Genomic DNA, 18,403 nt, shown 5'->3' with positions numbered 1-18,403 from the left:
CCGCAGTATACATAACGACGAACGAGCGGGTGGTCCTGATGCATTGCACAAACTCTTTTAAGCCAAGAAAGTCAACCCGTACAACGCTGTAACGTTACTGAAAGGTTAGGCTTCCATTTCTCGGGCGGTTCCGCCCACTGCCTCAAGCTAATTCAATGAAAAAGAAGGACATTGAGATTTTCGATGTCATGTCGCTGCGCGGCCCGAATATGTGGACATATCGGCCCGTTCTGGAGGCATGGGTCGATATCGGGGAACTGGAGGACTTTCCCTCCAACACGATTCCGGGGTTCTACGAGCGCCTGTCGGCCTGGCTGCCGTCGCTGGTCGAGCATCGCTGCAGCATCGGCGAGCGCGGCGGCTTCCTGCAACGCCTGAAGGAAGGCACCTGGCCGGGCCATATCCTGGAACACGTGACGCTTGAGCTGCAGAACCTGGCGGGCATGCCGGGCGGCTTCGGCAAGGCCCGGGAGACCCCGGTGCGCGGCGTCTACAAGGTCATCGTACGCGCCTGGCACGAAGAAGTAACCCGCGCCGCACTGTTCACCGCCCGCGACCTGGTCATGGCTGCGATCGAGGATCGTCCCTTCGACGTCCCCGCCGCCGTGGACAACCTGCGCCGCCTGGTCGACGAGCACTGCCTGGGCCCGAGCACCGCCTGCATCGTCGATGCCGCGGACGACCGCGACATCCCGGCGCTGCGCCTGTCCGACGGCAACCTGGTCCAGCTCGGCTACGGCGCACGCCAGCGCCGCATCTGGACCGCCGAGACCGACCGCACCAGCGCCATCGGCGAAAGCATCTCGCGCGACAAGGACCTGACCAAGAGCCTGCTGGAATCCTGCGGCGTGCCGGTGCCGGAAGGCCGCATGGTCGATTCGCCGGAAGATGCCTGGGACGCTGCCGAGGACATCGGCGTGCCGGTGGTGGTCAAGCCCTATGACGGCAATCACGGCCGCGGCGTGTTCACCAACCTGGTGGCCCGCGAGGAAGTCGAGACCGCCTACGGCGTGGCCATCGACGAAGGCAGCGGCGTGATCGTCGAGCGCTTTATCCCCGGCAACGAACACCGCCTGCTGGTGGTCGGCGGCCGCCTGGTCGCCGCCGCGATGGGCGAGACCGCCAGCGTCGTCGGCGACGGCAAGTCGACCATCGACGAGCTGATCGAACTGCAGATCAATTCCGATCCGCGCCGCGGCAACACCGAAGACCATCCGCTGAACCGCGTGCGCCTCGATTCGGCCGCGCGCCTGGAACTGAAGCGCCAGGGCATGGATGGCAGCTCGGTGCCACCGGAAGGCAAGAATGTGCTGATCCAGCGCAATGGCAACGTCGCCTTCGACGTGACCGACCGCGTGCACCCGAGCGTCGCTGCGCATGCCGCACTGGCCGCGCGCGTGGTCGGCCTGGACATCGCCGGCGTCGACCTGGTGGCCGAGGACATCTCGCGCCCGCTGGCCGAACAACGCGGCGCCATCGTCGAGGTCAACGCCGGCCCCGGCCTGCTGATGCATATCAAGCCGGCCGAAGGCACGCCTCGCCCGGTGGGCCGCGCCATCGTCGATCACCTGTTCCCCGAGGACGACCAGGGCCGCATCCCGGTGGTGGGCGTGACCGGCACCAACGGCAAGACCGTGGTCGCACGTCTGGTGGCGCGCCTGCTGCAGCTGTCGGGCAAGCACACCGGCCTGGCCTGCAGCGACGGCCTGTACCTGGACCGCCGCCAGGTGGAAGGCGGCGACCGCGCCAACTGGGAAGCGAGCCACCGCATCCTGATGAATCGCGCAGTAGAAGCCGCCGTGTTCGAGAGCGACAGCGGCAGCATCCTGTCTGAAGGCCTGCCCTATGACCGCTGCCAGGTCGGCGTGGTCACCAACTTCGACCAGCCTGACCACCTCGGCGACTACTACGTCGAGGACGAAGACCGCATGTACAACGTGCTGCGCACGCAGGTCGACGTGGTGCTCAAGGACGGCGCCGCCGTGCTCAACGCGCGCGACGAACGCCTGGTGGAAATGGCCGAACTGTGCGACGGCGACGTGATCTTCTTCGGCCTGACGCCGGAGCTGCCCGCGATCGTGTCGCACCGCGCCGCCGGCAAGCGCGCGGTGTACCTGCGCGAGGGCAAGATCGTGCTGGCTAACGGGAACAGCGGCAACAGCGAGACCCCACTGGTCGACGTGACCGCGGTGCCGCTGACCTATGCCGGCCGCGTCGCGTTCCAGATCGAGAACGTGCTGGCGGCCGTGGCCGCAGGCTGGGCGCTGGGCATCTCCAACGACCTGATCCGCGCCGGCGTGGTGACCTTCGACGTCGGCCAGGTCGACGTGCCGGGCCGCTTCACGCTGTTCGAGCGCAACGGCGCCACCGTGGTGGTCGACGACGCCCACAACGCCCCCGCGCTGGAAGCGCTGGCTGCCGCGCTGGAGCGTTTCCCGGCCGATCGCCGCATGGTGGTCTACGGTGCCGGCGTGCAGCGCCGCGATGAAGACCTGGTGCGCCAGGGCAAGGTGCTGGGCCGGCATTTCGACCGCGTCTTCCTGTGCGAAGACCGCAGCGTCAAGCGCGCCCTGCCCGATGCTGAAGCGCGCGCGCTGCTCAAGCAAGGCCTGTATGAAGGGCGCCGCGTGACCAAGATCATCGACGAAGGCACGCGCGCCAGCGCCATCGAAACCGCGCTCGGCCAGCTGGTGCCGGGCGACCTGCTGGTACTGCAGTGCGACGAGGCCGCCACCGGCGCCACCGTCGACCTGGTGCACCACTGGATGGGGCAGCCTGCGCGCCGCGCCTGAGCGCGGCCCCAAGCTGAACCGCGCACAGAAGAACACGGAAACCGTTCTATGGAAGTCTCACGTATCCGGGCCCTGCGGGGCCCGAACCTGTGGTGCCGCCACACCGCCATCGAGGCCATCGTGGCCTGCCAGGATGCCACCGACATGCTGTCGGCGCTGCCCGGCTTTGAAGACCGGCTGCGCGCCCGTTTCCCGGAAGTCGGGCCGCTGCACCCGGACGAGGAAGCCGGCGAGATGTCGCTGGCCCACGTGCTGGAAATGACGGCGCTGCGCCTGCAGGCCGCCGCCGGCTGCCCGGTCACGTTCAGCCGCACCGCACAGACGGTCGAGCCCGGCACCTACCAGGTCATCGTGCAATACAGCGAGGAAGAAGTCGGCCGGCTCGCCTTCGAACTGGCAGAGGCCCTGTGCCTGGCCGCGCGCGCCGACACCGCCTTTGACCTGGCCGACGCGCTGCACCGCCTGCGCGAGCTGGACGAGGACGTGCGCCTGGGACCGAGCACCGGCTCGATCGTCTATGCTGCCATGGCGCGCGGCATTCCCTACCGGCGCCTGACGCAAGGTTCGATGGTTCAGTTCGGCTGGGGCAGCAAGCAGCGCCGCATCCAGGCCGCAGAAACCGACCGCACCAGCGCCGTGGCCGAATCGATCGCGCAGGACAAGGAACTGACCAAGAGCCTGCTGCACGCCGCCGGCGTGCCGGTGCCGCTCGGCCGCTCGGTGCGCAGCGCCGAGGAAGCCTGGGCCGCCGCGCAGGAAATCGACGCCCCGGTGGTGGTCAAGCCGCGCGACGGCAACCAGGGCAAGGGCGTGGCCGTGCGCATCCGCACCCGCGAGGAAGTGATGACGGCCTATGAGGTCGCCTCGGACATCAGCACCGACGTGATCGTCGAGCGCTATATCCCGGGCCATGATTTCCGCCTGCTGGTGGTCGGCAAGCACCTGGTGGCAGCCGCGCGCCGCGACCCGCCGCAGGTCACCGGCGACGGCGTGCATACCGTGCGCCAGCTGGTCGAGGAAGTGAACCGCGACCCGCGCCGCGGCGAAGGCCATGCGACCTCGCTGACCAAAATCCGCTTCGACGATATCGCGCTGGCCGTGCTGGCCAAACAGAACCTGACCGCTGACTCCGTGCCGGCAAAGGGCACGCGCGTGGTGCTGCGCAACAACGCCAACCTGTCCACCGGCGGCAGCGCCACCGACGTGACCGACGACGTCCACCCGGACATCGCCGCGCGCGCCGTGGCCGCGGCGCAGATGGTGGGCCTGGATATCGCCGGCGTCGACGCGGTGTGCGAGACCATGCTCAAGCCGTTCGAGGAACAGGCCGGCGGCATCGTCGAGGTCAACGCCGCGCCGGGCTTGCGCATGCACCTGCAGCCGTCGTACGGCAAGGGCCGCGCGGTCGGCGAGGCGATCGTCTCGACCATGTTCGCCGATGGCAACGATGGCCGCATCCCGGTGGTGGCGGTCTCCGGCACCAACGGCAAAACCACGACCGTGCGCCTGATCACCCATATCATGGCCGCCAGCGGCCTGCGCATGGGCATGACCGGCACCGACGGCGTGTATATCCGGGGCGAGCGTATCGACACCGGCGACTGCAGCGGCCCGCGCAGCGCGCGCAACGTGCTGCTGCACCCGGACGTGGACGCCGCCGTGTTCGAGACCGCGCGCGGCGGCCTGCTGCGCGAAGGCCTGGCCTTCGACCGCTGCGACGTGGCGGTGGTGACTAACGTCGGCGAAGGTGACCACCTGGGGCTCTCCTTCATCAACTCGGTGGAAGACCTGGCGGTGCTCAAGAGCGTGATCGTGCAGAACGTCGCGCCGCACGGCATGGCCGTGCTCAATGCCGCCGACCCGATGGTGGTGCGCATGGCCGACGCCTGCCCTGGCAGCGTCACCTTCTTCGCGCACGATCCCAACCAGCCGGCCATGGCCACGCACCGTGCGCAGGGCAAACGCGTGGTGTTCGTCGACGGCGCCGAGATCGTTGCCTCCGAGGGCGATACCGAGGTACGCATCGCGCTGGCAGAGATCCCGCTGACGCGCAACGGCACCATCGGCTTCCAGGTCGAGAACGCGATGTCGTCGATCGCCGCCGCGTGGGCGCTGGGCATCGACTGGACCATCATCCGCCGCGGCCTGGCCACCTTCGTCAGTGACGCGCAGACCGCGCCCGGACGCTTCAACGTGTTCGACTACCGCGGTGCCACGCTGATCGCCGACTACGGCCACAATCCGGATGCGATCCAGGCGCTGTGCAACGCGGTCGAGACCATCACCGCCAAACGGCGCGTGGTGGTGATCAGCGGTGCAGGCGACCGCCGCGACGACGATATCCGCCGACAGACCCAGATCCTGGGCGGCGTGTTCGACGAGGTGATCCTGTACCAGGACCAGTGCCAGCGCGGCCGCGCCGACGGCGAGGTGCTGGCGCTGCTGCGCGAGGGCCTGCAAGGCGCGCAACGCGCCGGCAAGGTCGAGGAGATCCGTGGCGAGTTCCTCGCCATCGACACCGCGCTATCGCACCTGCAGGCGGGCGACCTGTGCCTGGTCCTGGTGGACCAGGTGGAAGAAGCGCTGGGGCATATCGCCGGGCGCATCACGCAGGGCTGATCGCACACCGGCGACAAAAAAGGCCAGCTCCCCGGAGCTGGCCTTTTGCTTTGGTGCGGCGGCGCTCAGTGCCGCCCCGGCAGCGACAAGCGCCGCTCCAGCATATGCTGCAACCCGGACAAGCCCGTGCTTAACACCCAGTAGATCGCCGCCACCGCCAGGTACAGCGGCAATGGCTGGTAAGTGGCCGCGATCACCTCCTGCGCCGTGCGCAGCAGCTCAGTCACGGTGATCACCGACACCAGCGAGGTGTCCTTGATCAGGCTGATCAGGCTGTTGGACAGGCTCGGCACTGCCAGCCGCAGCGCCTGCGGCCCGACCACGTAGCGCAACGCCTGCGCCGGCGTCAGCCCCAGGCTGTAGGCCGCCAGCCATTGACCGCGCGCCACGCCCAGGATTGCGCCGCGCATGCTCTCGGACAGGTAGGCGCCGACGTTCAGGCTGAGCGTCAGCACGCCCGCCGGGGTGGGTTCCAGCGCGATGCCAACACCGGGCAGCCCGTAGTAGACGACAAAGATCTGCACCAGCAGCGGCGTGCCGCGCATGATGCTGACATAGGTGCGCGCCACTGCCTTGAGCACGCGGCTGTGGCTGATGCCCATCAGCGCCACCACCGTCCCCAGCATCAGCCCGAAGACCATCGACCACAACGCGAACTTGATGGTCAGCAGCGTGCCCTGCAGCAGCACAGGCAGGGAATCGATGACGAGCTGGAGAGCGGACATGAAGGCGGCGGAGACGTAGGAAGATGAACGGACGGCGCAAATGGCAAGCGGCGCGGCAGCCCTCCGGGGCCGCCGCGCCGCGACATGATACCGCCCCTGCTTACTTGGCTGGCTTGGTCACGTCAGTGCCGAACCACTTCGCCGACAGCTTGGTCAGCGTGCCATCCTTGCGCAGGTCATCCAGCGCGCGGTCGATCGCTTGGGCAAACTTGGGGTTGTCCTTGCGGAACGGGATCGCGACTTCCGAGCTGGCGCCCGGCACCACCGCGCCCGGGCGCAGCGGCAGGTTGGCCGTCTTGATCAGGTAAGCGACCATCAGGCGGTCATTGAGCGCGGCGTCGACGCGCTGCGCCGCCAGGTCGCGCAGGTATTCGGGCGCGCCCGGATAGGTCTTGACGTCGATGCCGGGCACCGACTTGGCCAGGTCATTGTAGTTGCTGCCCAGGCTCACGCCGAGCTTGTGGCCCTTGAGCGCTTCCAGCGACTTGAACTCTCGCTTGTCATCCTTGCGCTGGATCAGCTGCGCTTCGGAGTAAACGTAGGGCTTGGAGAAATCCAGCGCCTGCTTGCGCTGCGGCGTGGCGGCGACCTGGTTGACGATCACATCGAACTTGCCCGCCTGCAGGCCGGCGATGATGCCGCTCCATTCGGTGGTGACGAACTCCGGCTTGACGCCCAGCTTGCCCGCGACCGCGCGCGCCACGTCGACGTCGAACCCTTCCAGCTCGTTCTTCGCGCCGCGGAAGCCGAACGGGGGATACGTGCCCTCCAGGCCGATCTTCAGCACGCCGGCCTGCTTGACGGTGTCGAGCAGGTCGGCGGCATTTGCCGCGGTAGCGGTGAGGCCGGCGCCGGCAAGCAGCGAGGCGGCCAGCAGGGATTTGAGCCAGCCAGTTCGAATCGATCGCATATGTTCTCCAGTGGATGCGGATAAGCAGTAAGTATGCAGACAGCGCCGACGACCTCTCGTGAAGGGCCGCCGGCCGGTTGTGCTGCTATGAGCCTATATCGGGCTCAACACTACCGCAAACACTATCAACGAGGAAATAACGATTCATTATGGCTAAATAACCGCCGGGCCGAGTCAGCGCCACGGCGGCACCGCCCTGCCCTTACTGGTAGGCCTTGTCGTTCGGCGCCGCGAACAGCGCCTTCATGTCGGCCGAGAGCGGGTAATTCATATTGATGCCGCGCGGCGGGATCGGTGCCATGAACCACTTGTTGTAGAGCTTCTCGGCGCGGCCGCTGGTCTGCAGCTCGGCGATCACGCCATCGGCCAGCTTCTTGAACGAAGGATCGTCCTTGCGGAACATGCAGGCGTAGTTCTCCGTCTGCAGTGGTGCGCCGACCACCACCCAGTCGCCCGCGCTCTTGGCCTTGGTGCGCTCGCCGTACAGCAGCGGCTCGTCCATGACGAAGGCCGCGGCGCGGTTGGTTTCCAGGATCAGGAAGGACTGGCCATGGTCCTTGGTGCTGATCAGGTTCATGTTCATGGCCTTCTCGCCATTCATCTTGACCAGGAGACGCTCGCCGGTGGTGCCGGCGGTGGTGACCACGTTGCGGTCCTTCAGGTCGGTGAACTCCTTCACGCCCGAATCCTTCTTGGTCAGCATCTTGATGCCGTAGACGAACAGGCTGTTGGAGAATGCCACCTGCTTCTGGCGCTCCAGGTTGTTGGTGGTGCTGCCGCATTCGATATCGATGGTGCCGTTCTGCACCAGCGGGATGCGGTTCTGCGAAGTGATCGGCGTCATGCGCACCTGCAGGTTGGGCATCTTGAGATCGCTCTTCACCTTCTCGACGATCTGCAGCAGGATCTCGTGCGAGTAGCCCATCACCTCCTTGCCGTCGGTGTACGAGAATGGGATCGACGATTCGCGATAGCCCAGCGAGATCACGCCGCTGTCCTTGATCTTCTTCAGCGTGTCGCCGTCGGCGGCCTGGGCGGCGCCGGCAGCCAGCAACAGGGCGGCGGCCGCGAGCGTGCGGCGGGTGGCGGGTCGTCGGGTGTGCAGTGGTTTCATGTCGCGCTCCTTGTAGTGGGGCTTGTTCATTGAGGCTCGTTTTGTGGACTGCTTCGCTTACTGCGTCATGAGTTGCGAACTCACGGGTACTGCAAAAACCGATGCATGCCGGCGGCGCTAGGCGCGTGCGGCATCGAAATCCCCTGCGTCGATGGTGGGGCGCCGCCCAGCCAGCCGGTCGGCCAGCAGGCCGGCACTGCCCATGGCCAGCGTAAAGCCCAGCGCGCCGTGGCCAAGGTTCAGCCACAGGCCGGACACCCGCGACGGCCCGACCAGCGGCAGGCCGTCGGGCGTCGCCGGGCGCAGCCCGGCCCAGGGCTGCAGCTGCGCCAGCGGCAGGTCGGGCACGATGCCGTCGAAGAGCGCGCGCGTCTGCGCCACCAGGGTGCCGACCCGCTCCGGGTCGATGCGGGTACCGCCGCGCACCAGGTCGGCCATGCCCGCCACCCGCAGTGTATTGCCGATGCGGGCATAAACGATCTTGTTGGCGAAATCGGTCACGCTGATATGCGGTGCGCGCGCGCCGCTGGCGATCGGCACCGTGATGCTGTAACCCTTGAGCGGCCACAGCATCGGCCGCACGCCCAGCGGCCGCAGCAGCGGCACGCTGCCGATACCGCCCGCCACCACGACCACGTCGGCCGGCACCACGCCGGTGTCGGTGTGCACGCCGGTGACGCGGCCGCCCTGTTGCACCAGCCCCTGCACGCTGGTGCCGAAGCGCATCGACACGCCCGGCCGGGCGCCGCTGTCTTGCAGCAACCGTGCCAGCGATACGCAGAAGCGGTGGCAGTCGCCGACTTCCTCGCTAGGCGTGTAGATGGCGCCCGCAATACCGGCGCGGATGCCGGCCAGCGCGGGCTCCAGCGCCACGCAGGCGTCACGGTCCAGCGCCTGCTGCTCGCAGCCCAGGCTGGCCTGGTAATCGAGCAGCCGGCAAGCCGAGGCGAACGCGGCCGCATCCCGGTGCACCACCAGCTTGCCGCGCCGCGCAAAATCGAAGCCGGCGCCGCCGCCGTCGTGCTGGTGCCGATGTTGGTGCTGTTCGACGAAAGCCTGCATCAGGTCGCGCGAATAGAACCCCAGCCGCAGCAGCTTGCGCGTGGTGGCCTCGCTGGTGGCGGCGTTGCAGGCGCCCATGAAGGCCGCCAGCCAGCGCCACTGCGCCGGGTCGGCTGCGGGGCGGAAGCGCATCGGCGAATCGCGCCGCAGCAGCCAGCCCGGCACCTTGGACATCACGCCCGGGCCCGCCAGCGGCGCCACATAGCTGTAGCTGAGCTGGCCGCCGTTGGCAAAGCTGGTCTCCTCGCCCGGCCCGTTGTGACGCTCCAGCACCGTCACCTCATGGCCGTCCTCGGCCAGGCGCCACGCCGTCGTCATGCCGACCACCCCGGCGCCCACGATCACTACCCGCATTGCCATCCTTGTGCATTGAAACCGATGGGCCAGAGCGTAGAGCAGCGGCGCCGGCTTGCCCAATGCGAATACGTGTCAGAATATGTCATCAGGCTATGGATGGCCTTTCCTGACACTTCAAACCCATGCGCTTGCGCCAGATCGAAGTCTTCCGCGCCGTGATGCTGACCGGCACCGTCAGCGAGGCCGCGCGCCTGCTGCATGTGTCGCAGCCGGTGGTCACGCGCGTGCTGCAGCATGCCGAGGCCTCGCTCGGCTTCCGGCTGTTCGAGCGCGTGCGCGGCCGGCTGCAGGCCACGCAGGAGGCGACCGCGCTGTATGGCGATGTCGAAAGGCTATATGGCGAGATCGAGCGCGTGCGCCGCGTCTCGGAGAGCCTGCGCCACAAGGGCGCCGGGCGCCTGCGCGTGGCCGCCACGCCCAGCCTGGCCAACCCGCTGCTGGTGCCGGCGGTGCGGCGCTTCTGCGCGCGCCACCCCGACACCCAGGTGCAGGTGCTGACCCACCATACCGACGAGATCGTCGGCGCGCTGCTGGCCAACCAGATCGACCTGGGCTTTGCCTTTTCCCCGCCGCGCCATGAGGCGATTTCAAGCGAGCCGGTGGCCAGCGGCCGCATGCTGCTGGCGGTGCCGCGCGGCCAGCCGCTGCCCGCCGGCGGTCGCCGCCAACTAGTGCCGATGCAGCGGTTGATGGAACGCCCCTTTATCGGCTATGACGACAACAGCTCGCTCGGCCTGCTGGTGCGCCAGACCCTGGCGCGGCACGCACTGGAGCCGCGCTCGACGCTGGAGGTGCAGACCTACTCGCTGGCGCTGGCATTGGTCGACGCCGGGCTGGGCATGACGCTGCTGGACCAGTACACGGCGCTCAGCGCCAGCCCGGAGCGCGTGGCGCTGCACGAGGTGACGCCGGTGCTGCCGTTCGAGATCCAGCTGCTGCGCGCCAGCCACCGCGCCGGTTCCAGCCTGGCCGACGACCTGCGCACGCAGTTCGCCCTCGCCGCGCAGGAACTGGCCGCGACGCTGCCGCAGCGGCTGGAAGCGCCGGCCGTCAGCTTTGACGCACCGGCCGGCACCAGAAGCCGCGCTTTACAGCCGATCTGACAGCCGATTTGACAGCCCCGCGCGCCGTGCACCATCATCAAGCCGCCTGCAAGTACAGCTTGCACGCGCCAATCCTATGTTCATCCTGACCCTGCTCGCCCTCGTCCTAGTCAGCGCCTTCTTCTCGGTCTCCGAGATCGCGCTGACCGCCGCACGCCGCACCAAGCTGCAAGTCCTGTCCGAGCGCGGCGATGGCCGCGCCACGCGCGTACTGCTGCTCAAGGAAGAGCCCGGGAATTTCTTCACCATCGTGCAGATCGGCGTCAACAGCGTGGCCATCCTCGCCGGTATCCTGGGCGAGAAGCATGTGTCGGACCTGCTGCTGGAAGCGCTGTCGCCCTATATGCAGGTGGTCCACGCCCAGCGCGTGGCCAATATCGGCTCGTTCCTGATCGTGACGCTGCTGTTTATCCAGTTTGCCGACCTGATCCCCAAGCGCATCGCCATGACCTTCCCTGAGCGGTGCGCGGTGGCGGTGATCGACCCGATGCTGACGCTGCTGCGCGTGCTCAAGCCGCTGGTGTGGATCTTCAACGCCGCCGCCGATGCCACGCTGCGGCTGCTGCGACTGCCGACCAAGCCGGTCGACCAGATCACCACCGAGGACATCGCCGCGATGGTCGATGCCGGGGCCGAGGCGGGCGTGCTGCACAAGCACGAACTCCATCTGATCGAGAATGTGTTCGAGCTCGAGTTCAAGAGCATTACGGCGATCATGACGCCGCGCGACGACGTGGTCTACCTGAGTCTCGACGAACCCGCCGACAGCGTGCGCCGCAAGCTGGTCAACCAGCCGCACGCGCAATACCCGGTGTGCGGGCACGACCTGGACGACGTGCAGGGCTATATCGATTCCAAGGACATCCTGCAGCTGCTGCTGGCGGACGAGAGCGCCACCGTGATCAACAATATCGGCCGCCACCACGACAAGAACGTGCTGGTGATCCCCGACACGCTGACCCTGTCCGAGGCGCTGACGCGCTTCCGCGAGATGCACCAGAACTTTGCCGTGGTGATGAACGAGTACGGGCTGGTGGTGGGCATCGTCACGCTGGACGATATCGTCGGCGCGCTGATGGGCGACATCCTCTATTCCAACGAAGACGAGCAGATCGTGCGGCGCGACGACAGCTCATGGCTGGTCGACGGCCTGACGCCGCTGGTGGACCTGAAAAAGGCGCTGGAGCTCGACACCCTGCCGGGCGAAGACTATGTCGATACCGCGGGCGGGCTGGTAATCTACGCGCTCAAGCGCATTCCGAAGAAATCGGAGTCGATCACCGTGGCGGGCTATCGCTTCGAAGTGCTGGACATCGACCATCACAAGATCGACCAGCTGCTGGTGTCGCGCCTGCCGGATGGGCAGGAAGGTGCAGCGCCAGCACCGCTGGCGTAGCTGACTCTGCCTGGCGGTAGCGCTCCAGCGTATCCGGCATCCTGAACCACGCCACGTAGCTGCCCGAGATCACCACCGCTGCCGCTGCCACCACGCCCAGCCGCCACGGCGCCACCGACTCCTTCGGCGCCGGCACGTGCAGCGTGTGGTACGCGGTGCCGAGCAGCGCGATCCACGCCAGTCCCAGCGCATAGCCAGCGGCCACGTCCGACAGCCAGTGCATGCCCAGGTACAGCCGTGACACCCCGATCGCCGCCACCGCCACCACAGTCAGCGCCAGTACCGGGATGCGCACGCGCCACGGCTGGCGCAGGCACATCAGGAAGGCCAGGAAGCCGTATGTCACCATGCTGCTGGTGGCATGGCCGCTAGGGAAGGAATACGACTCCAGCCCGGTATAGATGCTGGCCGGGCGCACGCGCGCCATGCCCAGCTTCAGCGCCATCACGCAGGCACGCGCGCCCAGCAGCGCGGCGGCCCAGTACAGCGCCGCGGTCCACGCACGCCGCCACCAAAGCCAGGCAAACACCGCCACGCCCACGGTCACGGAAATGCGCGCACCGCCGAGTTCGGTCACGGCGACCATCGCGATATCGAGCCAGTCGGTGCGCCATGCGCGCAGTTGCGCGAACACCATCTGATCGATATGCACCACCTCATCGCCTTCGGCCACGGCACCGGCGAGCCAGAACAACGCGCCGCCGCTGGCCAGCAGCGCGGCGCCGGCCAGCACCACCACCAGCAACTCCGCAACCTCGCGTTCCAGCACGCGCAGCGTGAGGTTGGTCAGCCGCGTGCGCCGCGGCCGCCCCGACAAAGCGCCGGCGCCCCACAGGCGCCACTGGTCGAGCCGGCGCACCACCGGCCGCAGCAACGCGACCAGCAGCGGCACCAGGCTCAGCAGCAACACCGTGACCAGCGTGAACAGCGCCAGCAGCCCGAGCGCCGTGCCTGGCGTCAGCCATGCGTCAGCGAAAGCGCTCGCGCGCGCCGGTACGTCAATCATCGGACGCCCCCGGCCGCGCTGACGATGCGCGCGATATTGGCGCGTGCCGGCGCCTCGCAATCGGCGAAGTCATCGGTCAGGAAGAGCTGCGGGCGCTGCGCCAGCTGGTTCAGGAATGCGGCGCGGCGGCGCAGAAATTCGGCCTGCAGCGCCTCGCCTTGCAGGCCGGTGCGCGCGGCCAGCAGCGCGCGGTTCTCGGCGAACACGTCCTGGCTATGCGCATCGAACACGTCCGGCGCCGCGGCCAGCCTGAGCAGGTCGAGGTCGAGCACGGTCGCGGATTCGGCAATGCTGGCGGTATGCGCGCGGGTGTCGAGCACGATCTGCGCGGCGCGGTCCAGCACGGCGCGGCCCACGTCGGGCGCCACCGTTTCGATCAGGGCGGCCGACGCTGCCTCGTTGTGCTCGCACCCGGCTACATAGACCGCGTCATGGCACAGCACCGCCAGCGCCTGCGCGCGGTCGAGCACAATGCCGCGCGCGTGGGCGGCATCGAACATCTCAAGGATATGCCGGCGGTCGTGATAGTGCCGGTACGGCGTGTCGTGCAGCGCCAGCACGTCCAGCACCGACTTGCGCGGCAGGAAATGCAGGCACGCCAGCGCAGCCGGCCAGTCCGGCGCAAAGCGCGGCACTTCGCCCTGCGGCGTGGCAACCGGTTCGGTGAACACATCGGCGCGGCGCACCCACAGCAAGGACGGGTCGCGCATCGCGCGATAGACCACCACCGGCGCCAGGTCGGCCTCGAGCCGGCCGATGCCGAATACGGCATAGGCGCCACCCTTGTAGTGGCGGTACGGCATGCCGGCGATCAGGGCGGAGTCGGTTGGAAGCTCGGCGGGATCGCCGTGGAAGACCGGTGCGAAGGGGTTGTTGGCGGGCGGCTGTGTCATCGTGCGGCATCCTGCATGGCGGATCGCCATGATAGTGCACCGGCACTACGTCATGCCGCTTGCGCGCCCGCGGTTGGGGTGAGCGCTGCGGCGCTTTGCCGGCCGCAAAAAAACAAAACCGACGCCTGCTTTCACAGTGCGTCGGTCCGAGTGTAACTACAGGTTGTTGCTTGCCCGGCGAACCGGGCAGCTTCTTATCAATGGCGGAGAGGGTGGGATTCGAACCCACGGTACCGTCGCCGGTACGCCTGATTTCGAGTCAGGTACATTCGACCACTCTGCCACCTCTCCGGTAACTTGTTGCCTTGTGGCGAAACCAAGATTATAGCCATGTCCTGCAGGCCGATGCAAGAGGCTGACAACGGATTTTTTACGCCTCAGGCTCCAGCCGCGTGATGCCGCCCATGTACGACTGCAGCGCAGTCGGCACCGTGACCGAGCCGTCGGCGTTCTGGTAGTTCTCCAGGATCGCCACCAGCGTGCGGCCCACCGCCAGGCCCGAACCGTTGAGCGTATGCACCAGCTCCGGCTTGCCCTGCCCTACGCGCATGCGCGCCTGCATGCGGCGCGCCTGGAAGTCGCCCATGTTCGAGCACGAGCTGATCTCGCGGTAGGTGTTCTGCGCGGGGATCCACACTTCCAGGTCATAGGTCTTGGTGCTGCCGAAGCCCATGTCGCCGGTGCACAGCACGATGGTGCGGAACGGCAGTTCCAACTTTTTCAGGATTGCCTCGGCATGGCCGGTCAGTTCCTCCAGCGCCTCGAACGATTGCCCGGCCGGCACCACGTGGACCAGCTCGACCTTGTCGAACTGGTGCTGGCGGATCATGCCGCGCGTGTCCTTGCCGTACGAGCCCGCTTCCGAGCGGAAGCACGGCGTATGCGCGACGAAGCGCAGCGGCAGCTTCTCGCCCGCGACGATGGCGTCGCGCACGATATTGGTCAGCGGCACCTCGGCGGTCGGGATCAGGTAGAAGTTCTCGATGCGCTCGCCTTCCTCGCTGCCGACCTTGCGCGGCACCTTGAACAGGTCTTCCTCGAACTTGGGCAGCTGGCCGGTGCCGCGCATCGACGCGGCGTTGACCATGTACGGCACGTACATCTCGGTGTAGCCGTGTTCCTGCGTATGGGTGTCAAGCATCAGCTGCACCAGGGCGCGGTTCATGCGCGCGAGGCCGCCGCGCAGCATCGAAAAGCGCGAGCCGGTCACCTTGACCGCGGTGTCGAAGTCCAGGCCCAGCTTCTCGCCCACGTCGACGTGGTCGCGCACTTCGAAGTCGAACTGGCGCGGCTCGCCCACGCGGCGCACCTCGACGTTCTGGGTTTCGTCGTTGCCCACCGGCACGCTTTCGTGCGGCAGGTTTGGGATCGACAGCATCAGTTCGGACAGGTGCGCCTGGATCTCGTCGAGCCGCGCGGCCGAGGCCTTGAGCGTGTCGCCGATGCCGCCGACTTCCGTCATCACAGCCGAGGCGTCCTCGCCCTTGCCCTTGAGCATGCCGATCTGCTTGGACAGGCTGTTGCGACGCGCCTGCAGTTCTTCGGTCTGGGTCTGCAGTTGCTTGCGTTCGGCCTCGAGTGCCTGGAACGCCGCCACGTCGAGTTGGTAGCCGCGCGTGGCAAGGCGTTGCGCCACGGCGTCGATGTCTTTGCGGAACAGCTGGATGTCGAGCATGTTGCTTTGGTGAAGTGCAGGGCCAGCGACATGCCGGCGGACCCGCCATTTTACTGCACCCGCATGGCCGCACACGAGCAAACTGCGGCGGGATGCCGCCGCTATTCAGTCAGGGCCTACTCGCCCGCCTTGCCGCCCTTGCCACCGTCCCTGGCCTTGGCGGCGCGCTGCTCGCGGTGCCAGGCATCGTCCAGTTCGCGCAGGTGGCGCAGCTTCTCGGCAATCTTGCCCTCCAGGCCTCGCGGCACCGGCTGGTACCAGCCCTGGGCTTTCAGGTCGTCCGGAAAGTAGTGCTCGCCGGCGGCGTAGGCTTCGGGCTCGTCATGCGCATAGCGGTAGGCGTGGCCGTAGCCGAGTTCCTTCATCAGCTTGGTCGGCGCATTGCGCAGGTGCACCGGCACCGCGCGCGACTTGTCCTTGCCGACAAAGGCGCGCGCCGCGTTGTAGGCGTTGTAGCCGGCGTTGGACTTGGGCGCCACCGCCAGGTAGATCAGCGCCTGCGCCAGCGCCAGTTCGCCTTCCGGGGAGCCGAGACGCTCATACGTTTCCGCCGCGTCCAGCGTGATGCGCGCGGCACGGGGATCGGCCAGGCCGATGTCTTCCCACGCCATGCGCACGATGCGCCGCGCCAGGTAGCGCGCGTCGGCGCCGCCGTCGATCATGCGGCAAAACCAGTACAGCGCGGCGTCGGGGTCGGAGCCGCGCACGGACTTGTGCAGTGCGCTGATCTGGTCGTAGAAGGCATCGCCGCCCTTGTCGAAGCGGCGCAGGTTTTCCGACAGCGCGCTGCCCAGCAGCGCGGTATCGATCTGCGCGGCGCCGGCGGTGCGCGCGGCGCGCGCCACGATCTCGATATTGTTCAGCAGCTTGCGCCCGTCGCCATCGGCCGAGGCCACGATCAGCTGCAGCGCTTCGTCCTGCCAGCTCAGGCCGCCCAGCTCTTCGCTCGCACGCGTGGCGAGCTGGGTCAGCTCGGCATCGTCCAGGCTCTTGAGCACGTAGACCGCCGCGCGCGACAGCAAAGCGCCGTTGACCTCGAACGAGGGGTTCTCGGTGGTGGCGCCGATAAAGGTGAACAGCCCGCTTTCCACATGCGGCAGGAACGCGTCCTGCTGGCTCTTGTTGAAGCGGTGGACTTCGTCGACGAACACCAGCGTGCGCCGGCCGTGTGCGCGGAACTGCTCGGCGCGCTCGACCGCCTCGCGGATGTCCTTGACGCCCGACAGCACCGCCGACAGCGCGATGAACTCGGCGTCGAAGGCATCGGCCATCAGCCGCGCCAGCGTGGTCTTGCCCACGCCGGGCGGGCCCCACAGAATCATCGAATGTGGCTCGCCCGACTCGAACGCCACGCGCAGCGGCTTGCCGGGACCCAGCAAGTGCTGCTGCCCGATCACCTCGTCGATGGTGCGCGGGCGCAGGCGCTCGGCCAGCGGTTGCCGGGAACGGTCGGGAGTATCGGAAAACAGCGTGTCCGCCACGGTAATCAAGCCTTGTGAATGCAGAACGCCACAGTGTAGACCATCGGCACCCCAAGGCTCCCGTGCCTGCTACGCGGCAAACGCCACCACGTCTTCAATCTCGACGCGGATGCCGATCAGCTCTCCCACCGCGTGGTTGTGGTGTGACGGCACCAGCGCCAGCACGCGGCCGCCGCTGGCCAGGCGCAGCGTGTACAGAATCTCGGCACCGCGGAAAGCCTTGTGGACCACCTCGGCGCGCATCGGGCTGGCGTCGTCATGGACGATGTCGTCCGGGCGCACCAGCACATCGACGGCGGCGCCTTCGGGCAGCGCCAGCGGCGCAATGGGGCGCAGCAGGCCCAACTCAAGGTCGATCTCGGAGCCGGCGCGCAGGCGGCCCGGCATCAGCACGCCCTGCCCGATAAAGCCCGCGACAAAGCGCGACGTCGGCCGGTGGTACAGGTCGTGCGCGCTGCCCCACTGCTCGATCACGCCGTCGTGCATCACGCCGATCTCGTCGGCCATGGCAAAGGCCTCGTACTGGTCGTGCGTGACCAGGATCGCGGTGGTGCCCTGCGCCTTCAGGATCGCGCGCACCTCCAGGCTCAGGCGCTCGCGCAGGTCGACGTCGAGGTTGGAGAACGGCTCGTCGAGCAGCAGCAACTCCGGCCGCGGCGCCATGGCGCGCGCCAGCGCCACGCGCTGCTGCTGGCCGCCAGAGAGCTCATGCGGATACTTGGGGCCCGCGCCGGCGAGGCCGACCAGCTGCAGCACCTCGTCGACCCGCGCCGCGCGCTCGGCGCGGCTCGCCTGCGTCAGCCCGAAGCCGACGTTGCCAGCCACGTCCAGGTGCGGAAACAACGCATAGTCCTGGAACACCATGCCGATGCGGCGCTGTTCCGGCGCCAGCATCAATCCGGACGAGGACACCGTCTGCCCGTCCAGCACGATGCACCCGTCCTGCAGCGGTTCGAAGCCGGCAATGGCGCGCAGCACCGTGGTCTTGCCGCAGCCGCTCGGCCCGAGCAGGCAGGCGATATTGCCCCGCGGCACCGAGAACGACAGCCCCTTGACCACCGCTTGGCGGCCGAAGGCGTGGCGGATATGGTCCACCTCGATGACGGCGGCGTTGGTGGCGCTATCGGCTGCCCCGGCCGCGCCGGCGCGGGTGGCCGGCCGGCTGCGGGCCTGGGCCCCGGGTAATCGGGAATAGGAATCGGTTCGCATGTGCGCATTATAGGGATACAGTGCGGACACCGCGCCCCCGCACGCGGCCGCAGTATGCCCC

13 protein-coding genes and 1 tRNA gene are annotated in these 18,403 nt (G+C 67.7%); 4 read left to right on the top strand and 10 right to left on the bottom strand.

What is annotated here, in order from left to right:
- Positions 1–155 precede the first annotated feature (155 nt).
- Together cphA (ABNX08_RS03970) and cphA (ABNX08_RS03965) are read left to right on the top strand one after the other, a co-directional pair.
- Positions 156–2,792 carry a cyanophycin synthetase gene (gene cphA / locus ABNX08_RS03970; protein ID WP_349609618.1) on the top strand — a complete coding sequence of 879 codons (2,637 nt, stop codon included), beginning with the start codon at positions 156–158 and terminating at the stop codon, positions 2,790–2,792.
- A 48-nt stretch (positions 2,793–2,840) separates the two neighbouring features.
- Positions 2,841–5,411: a cyanophycin synthetase gene (gene cphA, locus ABNX08_RS03965; RefSeq protein WP_022533873.1), complete on the top strand. Its 2,571-nt coding sequence runs from the start codon at positions 2,841–2,843 to the stop codon at positions 5,409–5,411.
- 65 nt (positions 5,412–5,476) lie between these two features.
- Here the strand turns inward: cphA (ABNX08_RS03965) and ABNX08_RS03960 are convergent, their stop codons facing one another.
- From ABNX08_RS03960 to ABNX08_RS03945, 4 genes are all read right to left on the bottom strand, one after another.
- Positions 5,477–6,136, bottom strand: coding sequence for an amino acid ABC transporter permease (locus ABNX08_RS03960; RefSeq protein ID WP_022533872.1), 660 nt, complete (start codon positions 6,134–6,136; stop codon positions 5,477–5,479).
- Positions 6,137–6,236: 100 nt separating this feature from the next.
- The gene (locus ABNX08_RS03955) at positions 6,237–7,046 is read right to left on the bottom strand and encodes a transporter substrate-binding domain-containing protein (RefSeq protein WP_349609621.1); all 810 of its coding nucleotides are present in this window, start codon (positions 7,044–7,046) and stop codon (positions 6,237–6,239) included.
- A gap of 202 nt (positions 7,047–7,248) precedes the next feature.
- Complete coding sequence (locus ABNX08_RS03950) at positions 7,249–8,160, bottom strand: glutamate/aspartate ABC transporter substrate-binding protein (RefSeq protein WP_022533870.1); 912 nt, start codon at positions 8,158–8,160, stop codon at positions 7,249–7,251.
- 117 nt (positions 8,161–8,277) lie between these two features.
- The gene (locus tag ABNX08_RS03945; RefSeq protein WP_349609623.1) at positions 8,278–9,576 is read right to left on the bottom strand and encodes a D-amino acid dehydrogenase; all 1,299 of its coding nucleotides are present in this window, start codon (positions 9,574–9,576) and stop codon (positions 8,278–8,280) included.
- A 125-nt stretch (positions 9,577–9,701) separates the two neighbouring features.
- On the opposite strand from ABNX08_RS03945, the gene ABNX08_RS03940 reads away from it, so the two are divergent.
- Together ABNX08_RS03940 and ABNX08_RS03935 are read left to right on the top strand one after the other, a co-directional pair.
- Positions 9,702–10,682 carry a LysR family transcriptional regulator gene (locus ABNX08_RS03940; protein WP_022533868.1) on the top strand — a complete coding sequence of 327 codons (981 nt, stop codon included), beginning with the start codon at positions 9,702–9,704 and terminating at the stop codon, positions 10,680–10,682.
- Between the two features lie 76 nt (positions 10,683–10,758).
- A complete protein-coding gene (locus tag ABNX08_RS03935; RefSeq protein WP_022533867.1) occupies positions 10,759–12,078 on the top strand; it encodes a hemolysin family protein in 1,320 nt (439 codons plus the stop codon).
- On the opposite strand, the gene ABNX08_RS03930 is transcribed toward ABNX08_RS03935, so the two are convergent.
- The 6 genes from ABNX08_RS03930 to ABNX08_RS03905 all read right to left on the bottom strand — a co-directional run bounded on the left by ABNX08_RS03930 (position 11,960) and on the right by ABNX08_RS03905 (position 18,342).
- Positions 11,960–13,084, bottom strand: a complete 1,125-nt coding sequence (locus ABNX08_RS03930; RefSeq protein WP_022533866.1) for a phosphatase PAP2 family protein — start codon at positions 13,082–13,084, stop codon at positions 11,960–11,962. The genes ABNX08_RS03935 and ABNX08_RS03930 overlap by 119 nt on opposite strands.
- Complete coding sequence (locus ABNX08_RS03925; protein WP_022533865.1) at positions 13,081–14,007, bottom strand: DUF1653 domain-containing protein; 927 nt, start codon at positions 14,005–14,007, stop codon at positions 13,081–13,083. Before ABNX08_RS03925 ends, ABNX08_RS03930 begins: the two co-directional genes overlap by 4 nt.
- Positions 14,008–14,178: 171 nt before the next feature.
- Positions 14,179–14,268: transfer RNA gene (locus ABNX08_RS03920), tRNA-Ser, on the bottom strand.
- Between the two features lie 79 nt (positions 14,269–14,347).
- Entirely contained in the window at positions 14,348–15,652 is a 1,305-nt protein-coding gene (gene serS, locus ABNX08_RS03915; RefSeq protein ID WP_022533864.1) for a serine--tRNA ligase, read from the bottom strand.
- Between the two features lie 116 nt (positions 15,653–15,768).
- Entirely contained in the window at positions 15,769–17,133 is a 1,365-nt protein-coding gene (locus tag ABNX08_RS03910; RefSeq protein WP_022533863.1) for a replication-associated recombination protein A, read from the bottom strand.
- Between the two features lie 69 nt (positions 17,134–17,202).
- Positions 17,203–18,342, bottom strand: a complete 1,140-nt coding sequence (locus ABNX08_RS03905; protein ID WP_022533862.1) for an ABC transporter ATP-binding protein — start codon at positions 18,340–18,342, stop codon at positions 17,203–17,205.
- Positions 18,343–18,403 lie beyond the last annotated feature (61 nt).

This window comes from Cupriavidus sp. DF5525 (assembly GCF_040149425.2).
Taxonomy (GTDB): domain Bacteria; phylum Pseudomonadota; class Gammaproteobacteria; order Burkholderiales; family Burkholderiaceae; genus Cupriavidus; species Cupriavidus pickettii_A.
Note: the sequence above shows the minus strand (reverse complement) of the source record. Positions and strands in the feature narration are given on the sequence as shown.